The following is a 20,193-nucleotide window of genomic DNA, read 5'->3' as shown; positions in this document are numbered from 1 at the left end:
AAGGTGAGGGTGTAGTTGCAAAATAAGTTTCTGATTTGTGATGATTGTCAGGGCGTGGATTGTAAATCATTAGAAAAAAAGTTGACGAAATTAGACCCTGAAGCTGAAATAGAGATTGGCTGTCAATCCTATTGTGGGCCAGGCAGACGAAAAACATTTGCGTTTGTTAATAACCGTCCGCTGGCTACACTAACAGAAGAAGAACTCATGGAAAAAGTAATGAAACAGTTACAAAAACCAAGAGATCCAGAAGAAGAAGAGCGCTTGAGACAGCGTAATGAGTTGCGTAAACGTCGTAAAGAAGAACAAGATAGAAAATTGAAAGAGAAACTCGCACAGCGAAAAAGTGCGAAATAACATATAGATGCAATGTTTATATTGATAATATTTGAAAGTGAATGAGCAGTGGTGAGACTTATGAATTTAAGTTGCACTGCTGTTTTTTGTGTTTTTTATAGCAATTAGTGTTGTTCTGGTCCAAGCAATTTATTTAATATATTAGAATTATCATGATAAATTCTATAAAGACAGTATTATATTTGGTTCATTTGTTGATAAAAGTAATGAAATGGTTTAAAAATACAATTTATTTATGAAAACACATATAAAATGAACTGAAAAGGGTAAATACAAATTATGAAGTTAGTGAAACAATTAAATTTTAATGGTTCTTTGCACACCGGTTTTTAGCTATTGATTTATAAAGACGTGCAAAAGGTTGTTCAATAATATTGCGAGGCTAACGAGCATAAATATAGAAAGCGTATTTTAAAATACGCGATTCATATTTAATATAAGGAGCTGAAGAAGTTTGGCGGAAAAAGTACAATTAGGTAAATCAGATGTTAAAGTATCACCCATTGCTTTAGGAACGAACGCAGTAGGTGGTCATAACTTTTATAATAATTTAGATGAAGAACAAGGGAAAGAAACTGTACGTACAGCAATTAGAAATGATATTAATTTATTAGATACGGCATTTATCTATGGACCTGAACGTTCAGAAGAACTTGTCGGGGAGACAGTAAAAGAATTTACGAGAGAAGAATTTGCGATAGCTACGAAGGGTGCACATTATTTTGATGAAGACGGAAATGTACAAGTCTCGAATGATCCGCAATTCTTAAAAGAGCAGGTGGCACAAAGTTTAAAACGTCTACAATTAGATTATATTGATTTGTATTATATTCATTTTCCAGATGAATCAACACCTAAAAATGAAGCCGTAGCAGCTTTAAAAGAATTAAAAGACGAAGGCAAAATAAAAGCAATTGGCGTTTCGAATTTCAGCTTAGAACAATTAAAAGAAGCGAATAAAGATGGATACGTAGATGTCGTTCAAATGGAATATAATTTATTGAATCGTAAAAATGAGGCGATTTTAGAATATACTTCAGAAAATAATATTACATTTATTCCATATTTCCCATTAGTATCAGGTCTATTAGCTGGTAAATATACAGAGAACACGAAATTTGATGATCTTCGTGCTGAAAATCCAGAGTTTCAAGGTGAAAGATATCAAGAAAATTTAGAAAAAGTAGATCAACTCAGAGTGATTGCTGATAATCATAGAGTAGATGTAGTACATGTTGTATTAGCGTATTATCTTACTAAACCATCATTAGATGTTATTATTCCAGGAGCCAAACGACCAAACCAAGTCGTGGATAATTTAATAACCCTTGATTTTAAATTAAAAAATGAGGAAATCGAAAAAATAGAACAGTTATTTCCAATAGAATAATAACATTAAAGTAGATGAACCATGTAGTGTTTATCTACTTTTTATATTTATAAACTTTAAACCTAAAAATATAGATAAATAGTATGTTGGAAAAGTACTATTTTTGAGCAAACAATTTAATTTATTAATGTATTTTCATTTTTCTGTTTAATAATTCCATTATTTAGTGTAGGATTATTAATTAAGTTTACCTAAATAGTCAAAATGTATAATTATAAAGCTCAACAGATATATTATTAATTTAGTAGTAGAAGGAGATTATTATGATCACAGTTTTATTCGGGGGCAGTCGACCAGAGGGAAACACTGCTCATTTAACTAAAGCGGCCATAGCAGGATACGACTACGAATGGATAGATTTAACACAATATCAATTAAATCCAGTTAGAGATGTAAGACATGATAATAAGGTAATAGAATCATATAATGATGATTATAAAGAGATTATTGATAAAGTATTAGCGAGTGAGACGATTATTATTGCTTCGCCGGTGTATTGGTACAGTTTATCGGCATCAGTAAAAGCATTTTTCGATCATTGGTCTGAAACATTAATGGACCCAAATTATAAAAATTTTAAAGAAGAAATGGCGAAAAAAGATTTTAGATTAATCATCGTTGGTGGAGATTTCCCGAAAGTTAAAGGAAAGCCATGTATCACACAAGTGAAATATAGCTTGGAATTTATTGGCGCAACGTTATCAGGTTATATTATTGGTACTGCTGAAAAGCCAGGCGATATTGAAAAGGACGTTTATGCATTAAAACGTGCACAAGAATGGCAACAAACATTAGGCCAAAAGTAAATATATTAAAGATAGTTTGAGCAAATGATTTATGTTGTTCAAACTATTTTTATTCTAGATAGATAAAGTATTTTGAATACTAAAATTATGTTATAATGTAGCTATTATTACCTATCTAAATAGGGGGAGAGCAACATGCACAAAGTAAGAAAAGCAACTGCAGAAGATGTTGTCAGCATCAGAGATGTAGCAACAAAAGCTTGGTATAATACGTATTTAAATATTTATGCAGCTAAGACAGTAAATGAATTATTGGCTGCTTCATATAATGAACAACATTTACTAAAACGTTTAGAAGATCAATTGTTTTTAGTAGTCGAAGAAGACGAAAATATTATTGGCTTTGCTATATTTATTTATGGTACTGAATTATTCTTGTCTGCACATTATGTGAGCCCATCATGGCAACACCATGGTTATGGTTCTAATCTATTGTCCGAAGGTATTCATTATTTTAAAGATGACTATAATGAAGTTTATTTAGAAGTAGATAATAAAAATGAAGAAGCTATGACGTTCTACCAACAAAAAGGTTTTGAAAAAGTACGCTCATACACACATGTAATGTACGGTGAAGCAATGGACTTAGCGTTGTTACGTAAGCCATTAAAATGATCTGCAAAGTATAGGGTATGAACAGGAGGACTACATTGACATTTACAACTTATGCTACACAAAAGTTACCTGAAGAAAAAGTTTTTAAAGACCCGATTCATAGGTACATTCATGTCAGAGATCAAGTGGTTTGGGATTTAATTAAGACGAAAGAATTTCAACGCTTGCGTCGTATTAAGCAGTTAGGCACATTATATTTATCATTCCATACGGCAGAACATAGTAGATTTGGGCATTCGCTCGGTGTATATGAAATTGTACGTAGATTGATTGATGATTCATTTGATGGTCGCGAAGCATGGGATAATGATGACAGACCTTTAGCTTTATGTGCTGCTTTATTACATGATTTAGGGCATGGACCATTTTCACATAGTTTCGAAAAAATTTTTAACACGGATCACGAAGCATTTACACAAGCGATTATTACGGGACCAACTGAAGTAAATGAAGTATTAAAGCGTGTCTCAGAGGATTTTCCGCAACAAGTTGCAGATGTAATTAATAAAACGCATAAGAATAAATTAGTGATTTCTATGATCTCATCACAAATTGATGCAGATAGAATGGATTATTTACAGCGTGATGCATATTTCACAGGTGTATCTTATGGCCAGTTTGATATGGAACGTATCTTAAGATTAATGCGCCCATCTAAAGATGAAGTGCTTATTAAAGAAAGTGGTATGCACGCAGTAGAAAACTTTATTATGAGTCGTTACCAAATGTATTGGCAAATCTACTTCCACCCAGTAAGTCGAGGTGGGGAAGTATTATTAAATAATTGTTTGAAACGCGCGAAGCAGTTATATGAGGAAGGCTATACATTTAAAATGCATCCTACAGATTTCATACCGTTCTTTGAAGAGTCCATGACAATTGAACAATACGTGGATTTAGATGAAGCCGTGGTACTGTATTATTTAAAAGCATGGGTGAAAGAAGATGATGCAATCTTAAGTGATTTATCCCGTCGTTTTATTAATCGTGACTTATTTAAATACATGCCGTTTGACGGTTCTATTATTACAATTACAGAATTAACCGATTTGTTTATACAAGCAGGTATAGATCCAAATTATTATTTTGTAAGTGAATCGTTCTCGGATTTACCATACGATTATGATAGGCCTGGGTCAGATAGACAACCTATTCATTTATTGCGCCGTAATGGTAAAATACGTGAAATTAGTAGTCAGTCATTGATCATTCATAGTATTACTGGTATAAACAGGGAGGATTATAAACTATATTATCCTAAAGAGTTTATTACTGAAATTGAAGATGAAAATATAGGAAATGCGATTATCAGCATTTTAAATGAATTGAATTAGCGATTAACCAATGGTAGAAAAGTGTTCGCCATTAAATTGTCGTTTTGAATCCAACTTTTAAAAACCATTTAAGTATACATGAGACGTATTGTGGTTTTAAAATAGAACGTAGATATTACAATTAATTATGAAACTTATTTTATGGGAGGTGTTTGCTAGTGGCTGAAAGCAAAGGTTTTAAATTTAACATCATTAAGAATGACCCACTAGATGGACATAAAGGTACGAATATCGGTTCAATCAGTTTAGATAACGTAGCGCCTGTCTTTATTGATGTTCAAAATAAGGAAGCCTTTATTGATATTGGTGGTATGCATGCGCGCGCAAGTGTTGAAAAAGGTGTTAAATGGATTAAAGAAAAAGAAGTCGTTGAAGGTGAAGATGCCAAAGAGTATTGGCTATGCTGGGTTACGACTGAACGAGGCGAAAATGGTCCATACTACGCAGGTGTTACAGGCTGTTATTTAATGGTGAATAAAAGTATTCGTAGAGGATATAAAAGTATGCCCGAACACGTCAATATGATGGATAAATCTATGAAACGTCAAATAGAAATTGAACACATCGGTGAAGAAAATAAACAAGTTTTAAAAGATTTTCTTAAAGCGCATGATATAGAGATGTGGAATAATTCTGAACAAGCTTTGCATGACGCATTAAACACACAGTAAATTTAATGTAAGTAACATCTAAGCCATGTTGGTATTAGATTAAGTAGACAGCCGAATTGTTTGAATTCTGGCTGTTTTTATTATGTGAATTCAACTTAATTGTAAGTGTTGCATGTAAAATCTATTCAGTTATTCTTATATTGCTGCTGACTTAGGTAGATAAAAAGAAATTCTATATTTTCAGTTAGTGTGAAATTAACGCTTTGAAAATTGTTTTCGCAACTGTATTGCTTATTTCAAGTATGCTATAATTGTTTGTATTATTTTAAAGATTAGGGTGAAACGCACATTGGAAAACAATGTTAATATCCAGACGAAACAAATTGTTAAACAATTTGATAATAAAGAGAAATTTTCGCAAAATACACAAGGATCTTGGCAAAAACGCAATGCTGAATTTATCCAATATCAAGAAGAAATTAATGATGTTATTGTAAATGTGACAGTGAAAATTGAAGAAGCAGGTGTCAAAATCATTCGCAACGGTGAAATTAAAATGATTCTTCATTTCGTTGAAGGTGAAGATACGATTACTTTATATGAAATTAGTGGCGGACGCATCCCACTAACGGTACGTACACATTCCATTTTACATTTTGTTACGCCTGACGGTGGCAAATTGAAAGTACATTATGATTTAATTCAAGATGAAGAGAAAATGGGATCTTATCAATATGAAATTACTTATAAGGAGACACCATAATGAACATAATTGATCAAGTCAAACAAACATTGGTTGAAGAAATTAATAACAGTATCCAACAGGCACAACTTGCTGATACGAGTGAAATTCCAGAAATCAAAATAGAAATTCCTAAAGATAAAAGTAATGGTGACTATTCAACAAATATTGCAATGGTCTTAACAAAAATAGCAAAACGCAATCCACGTGAAATCGCACAAGCTATTGTAGATAATTTAGATACAACAAAAGCTAAAGTAGAAAAAGTAGCTATCGCAGGTCCTGGATTTATTAATTTTTATTTAGACAATTCGTATTTAACTGCAATCATTTCTGAAGCAATGGATAAAGGCGACAAATTTGGCCATACTGAAGAAGCTAATGGTAAAAGTATCTTAGTAGAGTATGTTTCTGCAAACCCAACAGGAGACCTACATATTGGACATGCCCGTAATGCAGCAGTCGGAGATACATTATCAAATATCTTAGAAGCAGCAGGCTATCAAGTAACTAGAGAATACTATATCAACGATGCTGGTAATCAAATTACGAATTTAGCGCGCTCAATTGAAGCACGTTATTTCGAAGCGCTTGGTGATGATTCTTTTGAAATGCCAGAAGGCGGTTACCACGGTAAGGATATCATTAATATCGGTAAAGATTTAGCTGACAAACAACCTGAGTTAAAAGACCTTTCAGAGGACGAACGTATAAAAACGTTTAGACAACTCGGTGTCGATTATGAGATGGAAAAATTAAGAACAGACTTGTCTGATTTCAATACACACTTTGACAGTTGGTTTAGTGAAACATCTTTATACGAAAAAGGCGAAATTAAAAAAGTTTTAGATAAAATGACAAACCTTGGCTATACGTATGAACAAGATGGTGCAACGTGGTTACGTACGACTGATTTCAAAGATGATAAAGATAGAGTATTAATTAAGAAAGACGGCAACTACACGTACTTCTTGCCAGATATCGCTTATCATTTTGATAAAATAGAACGTGGCAACGATGTGTTAATCAACTTATTTGGTGCAGACCATCACGGTTATATCAATCGTTTGAAAGCTTCGTTAGAAACATTCGGTGTAGAAAAAGATCGCCTTGAGATCCAAATTATGCAAATGGTTCGCTTAATGCAAGATGGACAAGAAGTGAAAATGAGTAAACGTACAGGTAATGCAATTACGTTACGTGAAATTATGGATGAAGTTGGCGTAGATGCTGCGCGTTATTTCTTAACAATGCGTAGTCCGGATACACATTTTGACTTTGATATGGAACTAGCGAAACAAGAATCTCAAGACAATCCAGTGTATTATGCACAGTATGCACATGCACGTATTTGTTCGATTTTGAAACAAGCTGAAGAAAGAGGGATTAAACCTTCAAAAGAAGCGGATTTTTCATATATCACAAATGCAAAAGCAATTGATTTATTGAAAAAAATAGCTGAATTCGAAACAATGATTGAAAGTTCAGCAGTTCAAAGAGCACCTCATAGAATTACAAATTATATTCAAGAGTTAGCATCTCACTTCCATAAATTCTATAATGCGGAAAAAGTATTAACAGATGATGTTGAAAAGACAACAGCGTTAATCGCGCTTATTAATGCAGTCAAAATCACAATGCATAATGCATTAGATTTAGTCGGCGTTAATGCACCAGAATCTATGTAAGTAAAAGTTTAAAATGATAAGATTCACTTAACGAGAGTGAGTAATAGATTTGTATGGATTAGATAGTTTAGCAACTTATCCAATAACAAATTGTTGCTCGCTCTTTTTTAATAAATTAACTTACAAATAATTATAAAACTTAAAGTTGAAGAGGGATGGGGGATACTATGTTGGATACAAAAACGTTATATCAACTACTATATGATCACATGGGTCCACAGGGTTGGTGGCCGGCAGAATCAAAAATAGAAGTTATGTTGGGCGCGATTCTCGTTCAGAATACGAATTGGCGAAATGCAGCATATGCAATTGAATCTTTAAAGCAAGCAACACATTTAGAACCACAACACATCTTGAATTTAAAGATAGAAGAGTTACAAATATTAATTAAATCGAGTGGATTTTATAAAAATAAGGCGCAAACAATTCTCTCTTTATTAACTTGGTTGGAGCACTATGATTTTGATTACCAGGAGATTAATGATCATTATAAACAAGACTTGAGAAAAGCGTTGATAGCAATTAAAGGCATTGGCAGTGAGACAGCTGATGTACTCATTGTATATGTCTTTGGAGGCGTTGAGTTTATTGCAGACAGTTATTCAAGGAGGCTATATCGAAAATTAGGATATACGCAAACAAACAGTTATGAACAATTAAAACGACACATTAAACTACCAAATGATTTTTCAAATCAAGATGCTAACGAATTCCACGCATTGTTAGATAATTTTGGTAAAAATTATTTTAACGGTAAAATAAATACAAAATATACATTTTTAGATGCTTATTTTGAAAATTAAAAAAGAGGTTGACCTTCACGTAACGTTATACTACATACTGCGTTATAGGAGGCGAGATAAATGAAACAACAATTTAGTCCGAAAGACATTGCAAATATCACGGGTATAAGTACACGTACATTACGTTACTACCATGAGATAGGTCTATTAATACCAAATCAAGTATATGAGCAAGGTTACAGATCATATAACATGGAAAATTTAACGAAACTACAACATATTTTATTTTTAAGAGCGCTAGAATTAACGTTAGAAGAAATAAAACAATATTTTGAAAGCACTATAACTGAAAAGAATGAAATTCTTAGTACTCGTTATGAAATTGTTTTAGACAAACGTAATCAATTCAATCGTATATTAGAAAAGTTAGAAGAACATTTTGAAAACCATCAATATGAGGCGTTGGAGATTAAAGATTTCAATGGATTTGATTTAACCGGACAATATGAGCGTGAAGCATACAGCAAATATAAAGATTCTAATTACTACCAAGCATTTGAACAAAATAACGCTCGAAAAACTAAAAATCAACAACAGTCTGATTATGATAAAATAGCACAGCAACTTGAAGCGTTTTTTAATAAAATGAATCAACTACAAAATAAAGGTGTTACACCTAATCAAGCAGTTGACAATATTGAAGAACTCAAATGTATTTTATCGATTCAAGTGCCTAATTGTGATGATCAATTTATCGAATATATGGCACATACGTATGAACAAGATGAGCGATTTATAAAGAATATTAACAAAAATCGAAACGATGATTTCCATCATTATTTAATTCAAACAATGCGTATATTTGTTAATAAAGAAGATAATTTAAGTTAAATTTGTCTTCCATTGAAGTTGTTTATAAAATATGACATAAACGCTTAATTAGGCATCAAATGACTGATAGCAGTCGTTTGGTGTTTTTTTAGTGATTTCACCATTAAATGTGTATTTATAGAAAAAATTTAGGTTTGTTAATTAAAATTGGGCTGAATTTTGATATGATAAAGAAAAATATGAACTAGGAGATTACGACGTGAAAAGACCTCATAAAATATTTTATCTTTTTATTGTTTTAGTATTTTTATTAGCAGCTTGTGGAACAAACGAAGACCAAACGAAAGAGAAAGCAAAGAATTCGGACAAACAATCTTATGATAGGATAATATCGTTGATGCCTAGTAATACGGAGATATTGTATGAATTAGGATTAGGAAATAATATTGTGGGTGTCTCCACTGTTGATGATTATCCGCAAGAAGTTAAAGATAAGCAGCAGTTTGATGCAATGAAATTAAATAAAGAATCCTTATTAAAAGCAAAACCAGATTTAATTTTAGCGCATGAATCCCAGAAAGCGACAAGTAGTGATATATTAAATACGCTTAAAGATAGTGGCGTTAAAATAGTCTACGTGAAAGATGCACAGTCAATTACTGAAATGTATAGCACATTTAAACAAATTGGGCAGGTGACTGGTAAAGAGGATGAGGCAAATGCACTCATTAAAGAGACAAAACAAAATATTAAAGAAGTGAAAGCATCTGTACCAAAAGATGCTAAACCGCAAAAAGTGTTTATGGAAGTATCTTCTGAACCAGAAATATTTACAGCGGGTAATAACACTTTTTTTGATGATATGTTAAGCGAATTAAACGCAACGAATAGTTTTTCGAATTTAGAAGGTTGGCAAAAAGTAAGTAAAGAAGCAATTATTAAGAAGAATCCAGATATTATGATTTCGACAATGGGTATTTCTAAAGCCGAATATCAAAAAATATTAAATAATCGTGGTGGATTTAGTGACATAAAAGCAGTGCAACAAAATCAGGTTGAAGCTGTGGATGGCGATGAAATTTCGCGTCCCGGTCCACGTATTGATGATGGACTAAAAGCTTTAAAAGAAGCCATATACAAAGAGTAGCATATTTATCGCTATAACCATATTACCGTACAATCTTGAGCTTATGAAATTCCTGGCATTTATAGAGGCAGGTGTAGTGTTAAGCATTAACAGATGATATTGTAATAATTGAAAGATTTCATTGAAAGCGTGGCAAAAAAATGCAGTACTATAAATCAATCATAATATGGCTAACAGTACTCATTGCTAGCATATTGCTAAGTTTATTATGGAGTATTGGGGATATCGGCAACGCACTGACCCAAACTATCCTCTTTCAAGTTAGAATACCAAGAACACTACAAGCATTGCTTGCAGGTATTGGTTTAACACTTGCAGGCCATATGTTTCAAACCTTATTAAATAATCCATTAGCAGATAGTTTTACATTAGGGTTAGCGAGCGGGGCAACATTTGGATCAGGCTTGGCTGTCGTCCTAGGAATGTCATTTATTTGGTTGCCAATATTTTCAGTTGCATTCAGTATTATTACATTGATTTTAGTCCTTGCTCTAACGATAGCGATGTCGAGGGGGTATCCGATTAGAACATTGATATTATCGGGTATCATGATAGGGGCTTTATTTAACGCCTTTCTATATATACTCATTATATTTAATCAAAATAAAATGAATAATATTGTCAATTATATGTTTGGTGGATTCTCTTCAGCTGAATATAACGAAGTGGTATACATTGGCACAGTGCTACTCATTGGTGTTATTATTTTATTAAGCATGATTTCTAAAATTAAATTATTACAACTTGGCGATTTACGAGCCAAATCATTAGGTTTAAATGTTCAAAGCATGACATATAGCGTGTTGTTGATTGCATCAATTTTAACTGCAGTAATCGTTGCTTTTGTTGGTATTATTGGCTTTATTGGTATGGTTATACCACAACTTGTGCGGCGACACAGTGGTCATTATGATTTAGGGCAACAAATGATACTTAATATGATTATTGGTGGTACAATTATGGTGCTTTCAGATTGGTTAGGAAGTGTTGTTTTAGAACCATTCCAAGTGCCTGCAAGTATTATACTCGCTTTACTGGGTATACCAGTATTATTCTATATCTTGATTACACAACCACGCATGTATGAATAACGAAGTATAAATAGATGAATATATACAGTTAAGCATGAATTAAAGTAAAAGTTTGAATTAAAGAGGTAATGATGATGGACTTAACACAAGTAAAAGCGGTCGTCTTTGACTTAGAAGGTACACTTTTAGATCGAAAAAAATCACGCGAAAAATTTATAGAAGAACAGTATGAAAGGTTTCATGATTATTTAGTACGTATACAACTTGAAGATTTTAAGAAAAAATTTATAGAATTAGATGACGATGAAGATCATGATAAACCAGAGTTGTACAAAGCAATTATTAAAGATTTTCATGTTGATCGCTTAACGTGGAAAGACTTATTTAATGATTTTGAAATGCATTTTTATCGTTATGTATTTCCTTATTACGACACGCTTTATACACTTGAAAAGTTAACAAGTAATGGCTACCTCACGGGTGTAATCGCAAATGGAAAGTCGAAAATTAAACAATTTCGTATGCATACTTTAGGTGTAGAAGATGCGATTAACTATTTGTCTACATCTGAAACAGTAGGTTATCGTAAGCCACATCCTAAGATTTTTGAAGATATGTTATCCCAATTAGGGACAAAACCAGAAGAAACGATGTATGTGGGTGATGATCCGTTAAATGATGTTGCACCTGCGAGAGCGATGGGAATGATTAGCGTTTGGTTCAAGGAAGACGATGATGTTGAAGTAGAACCATTACCTGAAGAAATAGATTTTACGATTAGAAGTACTGAAGAATTATTAAAAATATTATCTATAGCGAAGAAAGGAAGATAATCAATGAATTTATTTACAACAAAAGATGGTGTCGCTTTGAATTACAGAACAAGTGGTGAGGGCAATGCTATTGTAATGATACACACTGCCTTAGATAATTTATCTATTTACAATGAACTTGAAAATGCTTTTAATAAAACACATCAGGTTGTGCTTATTGATTTAAGAGGCCATGGTTACTCAGATAAACCAAATGGTATTGAATTTAAAACATATGCAGAAGATATTAAAGCGCTATTAGATTATTTATATATTCCAGAATGTTCATTAATTGGCCATGAATTAGGCGGATCAGTTGCAGCCTCATTTGTTGCTCAATATTCAGAGATGGCAACGACACTGACATTAGTGAATCCAACGCTACTTAATGAAATAACACCTGAAGAACGTTTGTATCGCAAATATTCAGATAAAGTACGTAATTGGGAACAAGAAGCGCAACAAAAGTTTTTTGATAAGCATTTATATTATTCAAAACGCGCAGCTAAAAAGGTTTTAAAACAAGTAGATGATACCAATGCAATTGCTACGAAAGCTGAATTAACAGCAGTAAAGGAATCATTTAATAATAATCAAATAATGCATTATTTAGGGGAAATCCATTTACCAACTTTAATTATCGCTGGGCAACACGGTGAAAGAACAACCGTTGTAGAAGCTAAGGAAGTGGGTGACTATATCGGGGATGTTTCGTTTGAAGTGTTCGAAAAATCAGGTTTATATCCATTTATAGAACAGCAAGAAAAGTTCCTCGACGTTGTGGGAGAGTTTATTAAAGCAAATGAAAAAACAAAAATATAGAATAGCCGCACATTTATATTACAAAAGATATGAATATGTAATCTTTTTGTAACATCCCTGTTAATTACGTAATATTTATAGTACACTGTTGATGAGCACAAAATAACTTTTAAATAGAAGGAGAGAGCGCTTATGAAAAAAATGTTTGCGGCAGTTTTAGTTTCAGGATTAGCGTTTTCTGGAATTGGTGCAGGTAGTGTGGATGCGGCTTCAGGTAACTCTATCCAAAATGTTAAGGCATTACAAGAAGGAGATACAACATTAGAAGGCGCAACATTAGGCGAGTCTATTCAAAGTGTATTGAAAAATAATGATACGCCAGTCTATTCTCATCGACCTGATAACAGTGAACATTATTACGAATTTAAAAAAGACAATGGTGTACTTGTTGTAGCTACTGATGGTAAGAAAAATGAAGGCGAAATTACTCGTGTTTCTATGAGTTATAATGATACTGATGGCCCAGCTTATGATGAAGTTAAAAATGAAGTAAGCAAAGATGCGGTCGCACGTGAGCATTATAATAATGTAACTGGTAACTTTGGCTATGTGCAAGATGATGAAGTTTCATATCAATTCAGCTCATCATCTCCAAGTGATAAAAACATTAAACTATATCGTATAGATATTGGTGAATAAATATTGCTTATAGCATTTAAAAAGAATAATTTGACCGGCAAGTGTAAAGCTATATACTTGTCGGTTATTTTATTGTTAAAATAAGTGTAAGTATGAGATTATAAATTAAATTATAGTAGATATAGTTCAAATATTATTAAAGGAGCTTGTCATGAGAGTTAACGACAAAGTACTAGTGGAAAACATTAATGATTACTTCACTCATAAAGGTCTTTCACCAAATTTAATAGATGATATTAAAGTGAAATTGAAAAAAGATTTTCAGAAATCTGAAGAAAAAGATGAAGATTATATTGAATATAGAAAAAAATCACCCGCTGAAGTAATTTTGACGATACAACGTAATTTGTTTACATTGCAATTGAATCCTATTGTGTTTTTTATACTGAATTTTATATTGCTATCGTATTTATATGATAAACAATTTGTGCCGTTCCAAGCAGCAACAGGATTGTCTATCTTTTATTGTTTAATTATTTTACCAATTTCGATTTTTATATATTTACGTATTGATTGGAAAAACTATCTTTATAGTAATAAATTCGAAAGAATAATAGGCTTGGTAGTTGCAGGTGTATCTTTTATACTCATTATTGCACACGCATTTAATATGAATTTGGGTATCGTAGCAGTAACTGTATACGGACACCAAGCTGTATTTTTTGTAGGTATTATATTTAGTATTGCTGGTCTTTATTTTAGAAGATTAGAATTTACTGGTATTGGTTTACTACTTTGTCAAAAAACAATAGACGCGATGATTAGCAGTCCTGAAATTGCTCAAATTGGATCTATCGTTATTTGGTTCTTGCTATTAATTGTTATTATTTATTACACAATACGTATTTCATCTAGGAACTAAAGTTAAAATAGTTTATATAAATATATTTTTAGAACGCGCTTCAAAATGTTAACTGAAATAATTCGTTAACATCTTGAAGCGCTTTTTTTAATAGCTGGAATAGAAAAATAATAAATTTATAAACGATATATTCTGACAAAAACAAAAATAGTAGCGTAATAAACACGAAATAAGGGTATATTACTTCTGAAAAGGGAGGTGGCCCATAATGATAAAAATCGAAACAAGTTGTAACAACGAGATAGCATATATCCGTGAGGGTCAAGGTTTTCCTGTTATATTAATACATGGACTAGATAGCAATATGGCTTCTTTATATAACTTGAAAGATGCATTGAAAAATAAATTTGATGTTATTGTTTACGATGTGAGAGGGCATGGTAAATCTTCTAAGCCGAACTCCTTTAATTTAGAAGATCATGTTGAAGATTTAAAAATATTAATGAAAAAATTAGAAGTTGAAGAAGCACATTTAATTGGACATGATATGGGTGGCTTAATAGCTAAAAGTTTTACTAACAAATATGAATCAATGGTGACATCATTAACTTTAATTACATCTAATCTTATAGACAGTGTACACGGGTTAAATAAATTAATGATAGAACATCAAGATGAAATAGAAGGCTTTGATAAATCTGAAGCACTTATTCTATTGTTACCGTATATGTATAAAAATCAAAGAAAAGCTAAAAAGTGGTTTCAAAATCAGCTCATTTATAGTAGACAATCAGCCGAAGATAGTGCTGTTGCGACAAGAGCAATAATGGGATTTCCAGTTTTTAATAAAGACATTGAGATTGAACATGTTAATGTTCCAACACTACTAGTTAATGGAAGATATGACCCCTTAAATATGGGAGAATCAACGGATAGATATAATCATGCGTTTCAAACTTTAACTATTTTAGAATTTAAGCAATCAGGTCATGCGCCACATATTGAAGAGCCCGATCATTTTGTGGAGGCATATTTAGATTTTATTGATGCTTTGAAATATCAAAAGAATGATTTAGTATAAAGGGGTTTTGCAAAGTCGTTATAAAATACACGTTGTTATTTTATAGAGCATAGATACTGCAATTTTTTTATTTTTTTATGAAATACTGTTGATATAATGTCTTAGGACTTTATCAGCGGTATTTTTTACTTTTTGTATGAAATGAAGATCTTGAAGTGGTGTTGATAACATGAGGTAAGTACATATAAAAAAGGGGAGTGGACATAAATACATGTCCACTCCCCTTTAAAAAATAAGTTGAATATATTATAGAAATTTAAATTAGCTTAAACTTCTTTTTCGTCGTTAGCTTCTTTAATTCGACTATTAACGCGAGTTAATAATTCATTGATTTTTTTACGTTGCTTAGTGTTAACTAAGATTAATACAGTTCTTTCATCTTGCTCATTACGTTTCTTATCAAAATAATCTTCTTGAGATAAGTTTTTAACAGCTTTAACAACTTGTGGTTGTTTGTAATTCAAGTGATTAATGATATCTTTTAAATAATATTCTTCACTTTCGTGCTCGCTAATATATGTTAATACAGCGAACTCCTCGAAACTTACTGAAAATTCTTTTTTGATAATACCTTTTAGTTTGTCAGCATATGTGACCATAGCTAATAATTCAAAGCAATCATTGATTTTGGTGATAGCCATCCTAATTCCTCCCTATTCTAAATGCCCAATCAAATATACATATTAATAATTTTTTTGTATGATTATTTGTCTTAATTCAAAGTTAAATACAAAGTGTTTGTCATAATTTGTGGCTCGATTATATTTAAGTGAAATATATTAAAACCACTATTATTTAGTTTATTATAACTAAATAAAAATAGAAAGTAAACAAAAACATGTTTAAGCGTTACGTTAATGATTTCTATTATTAATTCAATTCTTTAAATACCAATACACTAATCGAAATTTATTTTTCTGTTTTTCAATTTACCATAATATGATAAAAAGGCTAAATAATCTTATCATATTTTAAAATGATAACTTTTTATAACGTGTACGTCTAATTTTTAGACAGCACAGTATCGGCATTTCTAGCTATGACATCTCCTTGATTTAATCCTTCAAGAATTAGTACATCTTTGTTATTACCCGAATTTTGTGTTTTAATAACTCGTTTTATAAATTTTTTATTTCTTTGTATGAAAACAAATTGCTTATCATATATTGCTGTTTTGGGAACTTCAATAATGTGGTTAGGTATTTCTACTGTGAAATGTTTACCAAAAACAGCGGCAGAATTTGAATTTAGCTCAACTAAATATTTGGAATTTTTAGTTGATATGTCTATATTTATTGGGAAATTAGAAATATAATTCACTTCACCGTCAAATGTTTGCTGATTATTGTCTTTAATAGAAACTTTGTCTTTTAAATGAAGCTTATCAATTATCACTTCATCAACTTTAGCTTTGATTACTGTAGTAGGATCATAGATTTGCATAACAGGAGATTTAGTTTGATTAGACCATGATTGATTAATATGAACGATGCCAGACGCTGGAGCATAAACTGTGATACGAAGTTGTTCTTGGAGTTGTGCGATTTGATTTTGTAGACGTAATATTTCTGAATGTACCGGGGTAGTGGAGGATTTATTGTTTTGCTTTAATTGTGAAAGGTATTTTTGCTTGCTACTAATTTGATGTTCAATACGTGGATTATAATATTCAAACAGAGGCTGGTTTTTTTCTATTTTGTCATGTGACTTAACGAACCAATCGTTAATATAGCCTTTATGGGGCTCATAATGAACTGGAAATCGTTGAGCAGGCTCTTGCCTTCCTATAAAGGTATAGGGTTTGTTATAGGTTATTTTCAAAGTGTCAATATGATGCTCTGGTTTACTCGTGGTTATTTTAATTTTGAAATAGTAAAAACTTAGGGCGCCGATACTACAAAGTATTATCAACACAGTAAATAAAATAATGATTTTCTTCAATGATGTCACCTCTTGATGTATTGATGATTTGATTATACAGCGAAAAACAAAGAATTTGTTATAAAAAAAGAAGTCATTTACTAAATGTTAAAAGTAAATGACTCGAGTGAACAATTTTTAAAATAATCTCAATAAAATAATGCCAATCATTATAGCAATAATACCAAAAACTTTTCTCTTAGTAATTTTATTTTTGTAAGTGCCCAGCAAGCCGAAATGATCTATAATAACACCCATTAACATTTGACCTAGCATAACAATAATTGTAGTCAATGCAGCGCCCAAGTGAGGCATTAAAATAATGTTTGTAGTCACAAAAATCACACCAAGGATACCACCGATAAAGTAAATAGGTTTAAGACGACCTTCTCTAGGTGTGAAAGTAGCAAGTTTAAGACTTCTATTGAAAATTAAAGTCAAAATAAATAATACAATTGTACCTACTGTAAATGATATCAGTGAAGCCATTACTGAGGAATTTATTTGTTGACCCAATGCGCTATTAATAGCAGTTTGAATAGGTGGACAGAAGCCAAATATAAACCCAATAAACAACCAAATATAAATTGAACTATTTTTATTTTTGTCTTTAGGGTTTCTGCGAACATAATTCATCAGAATGATACCGAAAATTAAAAATATAATACCCAGTACTTTAAATGCTGTGAAGGCTTCTTTATCAGCTCCAAACCAGCCAAATGTGTCGATTGTCACACCCATAATGATTTGACCAGCTACAGTGAGCACTACAGTAAGAGATGCACCTAAACGGGGTAAAAGGAGTAAGTTCCCAGTTAGGAAAATGACGCCAAGCATACCGCCGACAAACCATATGTAACTAAAAGATTGGTTACTGTAAAATTGTGCTGTAAAAACATGAGGATTAGTTATAAGATTGAGTATGATTAAAAAGATTGTACCTGTTGCAAATGAGATTGTTGACGCATAGAATGAAGACTTTGTATAAAGGCTTAGTCTAGAATTAATTGAAGTTTGGAACGGAACAACCATACCTGCGATAATCCCAATAATATATAAAAGAAACATTAAATCACGCTTTCTATTAGGATAATTACATTATATAGGAAAGGTTATGCTTTTCCTATGTTTAAATTCTTTAAAAGAAAATAGCTTTTTAGTTTATTATGATGTACACAACACACAAAATATAATAGAATACGTATGTTAATGGTTTTTGGGAAATAAGATTAACAACTATGAAGTAATAATAACTTTATAATAATAAAAGCTTTTGAAGAAGTGAGTGACTAATTATATTGAAACAGCTTTCCATAATTCGACTAACAGATGAGGAAACTTTTTTTGTTGGGGCAGGAAGTAATGATGGCATTAAGAAAAATCAATTTATAGAAGTGTTGAATCCAAGAAGATCTTATAAAAATTTAGCTCAAATTGTTGAAGTGTATAATAAATATGCAATATGCAAGAAGTTAGGTAAGAAAAAGATATTTTTTGGTGATACGGTTAGATTAAGACCCTATAGAGATTAATGGTATAAATCAATAATAGTGAGATTAATTGGTGGGCAGTTTAAAACGTCAATTATTCTGTGTAAAAAGAAGGCCTGAAACAATTGTTTCAAGCCTTTTTTAGTTAATCACCTAAGTAAATATATTTATAATAGAATTAACTAATTTTCAAATAGAACATTGGTTGTCTTATCTATAATATGCGCAGAATGAACTTTTGTAGGGATGCCTGTTTTTGGTCTCAAAATATCAAGCGTGATTAATTTATTCATTCCTTCCTTAACCGTACCTTCGTTTACCGAATGTTCGATCTTAGGTATTTGCAATTTGATTGTTTTATTCACAGCATCATTGAAAATAAGTTCTAATGTTTGGGACATCATTTCTTTCTCCTCCTTAATTAATTGTTTCAGTTTTAATAACTTCGATAGTGTCAAAGTGCTTACCAGTAATTTGCTCAATAATAGACTTGAAGCTTTTTATTTGTTCTGGCGTTGCTTCGGTATTTAAATTTGCGAAATGACGCTTGAACTTTGAAGCTTTTCCATCTTGATCATACAAAACGCGAGTTAATGTGACTCCAAGCTGTTTGATTTGATTCATTTGCTTAACCTCCTTTCACTATATATATCGAATAAACATCCTAAAATGGTCAAAATTTTTTTGGGAAATTCGGTTTAAATACTTCCATGTGACATAAATATCATATATCATTAAATAAGAAACATTCAATTTGTTAAGAGGTGAATATATGAATCAAGTGGACCCTATAAGGGATATAAAAGAGATAAAGTCTATGTATGAAGTATTAAGTAATAAGTCGAAACGAGATTATTTATTATTCAAGTTTGCAATACATACTGGCGTTAAACTTTCCGAACTACTAAATCTTTGTGTGTCAGACGTCAAAGACGAACACGATGATATTAAGCAGTATTGGCTAGAGGACCATGCTCCCAATATTCATATTAGATTACCCGACACGTTGAGGAATGAATTAATGATCTTTATTACAGAAGAAGATCTGAAAAATGATGAGCTATTGTTTCGATCAAATAGAACTTTAAAAGGTCTATCAAGACAACAAGCATATCGTATTATCCATGTTGCAGCTGAAGAGTTAGGCATGTTACATATTGGTTTGACGACGTTAAGAAAGACATTTGCTTATCATGCTTATCAATCTGGTATATCTATTTCTATTATTCAAAAATATTTAGGTCATCAAACAACTTTTGAAACGATGAAATTCATAGGTATTTCTGCAAAGACTACTAAAACAACAATAGCTTTAAATTTATAAAATATAAT

Annotated in this window: 24 protein-coding genes; 19 read left to right on the top strand and 5 right to left on the bottom strand. The window is 31.6% G+C overall.

What is annotated here, in order from left to right:
* Positions 1–15 precede the first annotated feature (15 nt).
* The 17 genes from AOB58_RS06610 to AOB58_RS06530 all read left to right on the top strand — a co-directional run bounded on the left by AOB58_RS06610 (position 16) and on the right by AOB58_RS06530 (position 15,451).
* Positions 16–357, top strand: coding sequence for a YuzB family protein (locus AOB58_RS06610; protein WP_064783132.1), 342 nt, complete (start codon positions 16–18; stop codon positions 355–357).
* A 454-nt stretch (positions 358–811) separates the two neighbouring features.
* On the top strand, positions 812–1,747 hold the full coding sequence (locus AOB58_RS06605) for an aldo/keto reductase (protein WP_064783131.1): 936 nt from the start codon (positions 812–814) through the stop codon (positions 1,745–1,747).
* A 263-nt stretch (positions 1,748–2,010) separates the two neighbouring features.
* Positions 2,011–2,553, top strand: a complete 543-nt coding sequence (locus AOB58_RS06600; protein ID WP_002508428.1) for a flavodoxin family protein — start codon at positions 2,011–2,013, stop codon at positions 2,551–2,553.
* 135 nt (positions 2,554–2,688) lie between these two features.
* Positions 2,689–3,168: a GNAT family N-acetyltransferase gene (locus tag AOB58_RS06595; protein ID WP_021339592.1), complete on the top strand. Its 480-nt coding sequence runs from the start codon at positions 2,689–2,691 to the stop codon at positions 3,166–3,168.
* A 17-nt stretch (positions 3,169–3,185) separates the two neighbouring features.
* Positions 3,186–4,502: an HD domain-containing protein gene (locus AOB58_RS06590; RefSeq protein WP_172457955.1), complete on the top strand. Its 1,317-nt coding sequence runs from the start codon at positions 3,186–3,188 to the stop codon at positions 4,500–4,502.
* A 158-nt stretch (positions 4,503–4,660) separates the two neighbouring features.
* Positions 4,661–5,173, top strand: a complete 513-nt coding sequence (locus AOB58_RS06585; RefSeq protein WP_021339593.1) for a YwhD family protein — start codon at positions 4,661–4,663, stop codon at positions 5,171–5,173.
* Positions 5,174–5,462: 289 nt separating this feature from the next.
* Positions 5,463–5,876, top strand: a complete 414-nt coding sequence (locus AOB58_RS06580) for a YwiB family protein (protein WP_064783130.1) — start codon at positions 5,463–5,465, stop codon at positions 5,874–5,876.
* A complete protein-coding gene (gene argS, locus AOB58_RS06575; protein ID WP_021339595.1) occupies positions 5,876–7,543 on the top strand; it encodes an arginine--tRNA ligase in 1,668 nt (555 codons plus the stop codon). The genes AOB58_RS06580 and argS overlap by 1 nt, the downstream gene beginning before the upstream one ends.
* A gap of 167 nt (positions 7,544–7,710) precedes the next feature.
* Positions 7,711–8,346 carry an endonuclease III domain-containing protein gene (locus AOB58_RS06570; RefSeq protein WP_021339596.1) on the top strand — a complete coding sequence of 212 codons (636 nt, stop codon included), beginning with the start codon at positions 7,711–7,713 and terminating at the stop codon, positions 8,344–8,346.
* Between the two features lie 60 nt (positions 8,347–8,406).
* Entirely contained in the window at positions 8,407–9,177 is a 771-nt protein-coding gene (locus AOB58_RS06565) for a MerR family transcriptional regulator (RefSeq protein ID WP_021339597.1), read from the top strand.
* A 199-nt stretch (positions 9,178–9,376) separates the two neighbouring features.
* The gene (locus AOB58_RS06560; RefSeq protein WP_021339598.1) at positions 9,377–10,264 is read left to right on the top strand and encodes an ABC transporter substrate-binding protein; all 888 of its coding nucleotides are present in this window, start codon (positions 9,377–9,379) and stop codon (positions 10,262–10,264) included.
* 140 nt (positions 10,265–10,404) lie between these two features.
* Positions 10,405–11,355, top strand: a complete 951-nt coding sequence (locus AOB58_RS06555; protein WP_021339599.1) for a FecCD family ABC transporter permease — start codon at positions 10,405–10,407, stop codon at positions 11,353–11,355.
* A 74-nt stretch (positions 11,356–11,429) separates the two neighbouring features.
* The gene (locus tag AOB58_RS06550; protein WP_021339600.1) at positions 11,430–12,128 is read left to right on the top strand and encodes an HAD family hydrolase; all 699 of its coding nucleotides are present in this window, start codon (positions 11,430–11,432) and stop codon (positions 12,126–12,128) included.
* A gap of 3 nt (positions 12,129–12,131) precedes the next feature.
* On the top strand, positions 12,132–12,929 hold the full coding sequence (locus tag AOB58_RS06545) for an alpha/beta fold hydrolase (RefSeq protein WP_021339601.1): 798 nt from the start codon (positions 12,132–12,134) through the stop codon (positions 12,927–12,929).
* A 132-nt stretch (positions 12,930–13,061) separates the two neighbouring features.
* A complete protein-coding gene (locus AOB58_RS06540) occupies positions 13,062–13,568 on the top strand; it encodes an SA0570 family protein (protein WP_021339602.1) in 507 nt (168 codons plus the stop codon).
* A gap of 151 nt (positions 13,569–13,719) precedes the next feature.
* Entirely contained in the window at positions 13,720–14,430 is a 711-nt protein-coding gene (locus AOB58_RS06535) for a low temperature requirement protein A (protein ID WP_002508415.1), read from the top strand.
* 208 nt (positions 14,431–14,638) lie between these two features.
* On the top strand, positions 14,639–15,451 hold the full coding sequence (locus tag AOB58_RS06530) for an alpha/beta fold hydrolase (protein WP_064783129.1): 813 nt from the start codon (positions 14,639–14,641) through the stop codon (positions 15,449–15,451).
* A 266-nt stretch (positions 15,452–15,717) separates the two neighbouring features.
* On the opposite strand, the gene sarA is transcribed toward AOB58_RS06530, so the two are convergent.
* The 3 genes from sarA to AOB58_RS06515 form a co-directional block, all read right to left on the bottom strand.
* The gene (gene sarA / locus AOB58_RS06525) at positions 15,718–16,092 is read right to left on the bottom strand and encodes a global transcriptional regulator SarA (RefSeq protein ID WP_021339604.1); all 375 of its coding nucleotides are present in this window, start codon (positions 16,090–16,092) and stop codon (positions 15,718–15,720) included.
* A gap of 361 nt (positions 16,093–16,453) precedes the next feature.
* Complete coding sequence (locus AOB58_RS06520; protein WP_237283175.1) at positions 16,454–17,401, bottom strand: efflux RND transporter periplasmic adaptor subunit; 948 nt, start codon at positions 17,399–17,401, stop codon at positions 16,454–16,456.
* Positions 17,402–17,509: 108 nt separating this feature from the next.
* Positions 17,510–18,439 carry a DMT family transporter gene (locus tag AOB58_RS06515; RefSeq protein WP_021339606.1) on the bottom strand — a complete coding sequence of 310 codons (930 nt, stop codon included), beginning with the start codon at positions 18,437–18,439 and terminating at the stop codon, positions 17,510–17,512.
* 230 nt (positions 18,440–18,669) lie between these two features.
* Here AOB58_RS06515 and AOB58_RS06510 point away from each other — a divergent pair, with 230 nt between their 5' ends.
* Positions 18,670–18,903, top strand: coding sequence for a hypothetical protein (locus AOB58_RS06510; protein WP_021339607.1), 234 nt, complete (start codon positions 18,670–18,672; stop codon positions 18,901–18,903).
* 140 nt (positions 18,904–19,043) lie between these two features.
* On the opposite strand, the gene AOB58_RS06505 is transcribed toward AOB58_RS06510, so the two are convergent.
* Positions 19,044–19,262 carry a DUF2922 domain-containing protein gene (locus AOB58_RS06505; protein ID WP_031266061.1) on the bottom strand — a complete coding sequence of 73 codons (219 nt, stop codon included), beginning with the start codon at positions 19,260–19,262 and terminating at the stop codon, positions 19,044–19,046.
* 16 nt (positions 19,263–19,278) lie between these two features.
* Positions 19,279–19,485: a sigS mRNA-stabilizing protein SroA gene (gene sroA, locus AOB58_RS06500; RefSeq protein WP_021339608.1), complete on the bottom strand. Its 207-nt coding sequence runs from the start codon at positions 19,483–19,485 to the stop codon at positions 19,279–19,281.
* 148 nt (positions 19,486–19,633) lie between these two features.
* On the opposite strand from sroA, the gene AOB58_RS06495 reads away from it, so the two are divergent.
* Positions 19,634–20,185: a tyrosine-type recombinase/integrase gene (locus AOB58_RS06495; protein ID WP_021339609.1), complete on the top strand. Its 552-nt coding sequence runs from the start codon at positions 19,634–19,636 to the stop codon at positions 20,183–20,185.
* The last annotated feature ends 8 nt before the right edge of the window (positions 20,186–20,193 follow it).

It is taken from the genome of Staphylococcus sp. AntiMn-1, from assembly GCF_001663395.1.
Classification (GTDB): domain Bacteria; phylum Bacillota; class Bacilli; order Staphylococcales; family Staphylococcaceae; genus Staphylococcus; species Staphylococcus equorum.
Note: the sequence above shows the minus strand (reverse complement) of the source record. Positions and strands in the feature narration are given on the sequence as shown.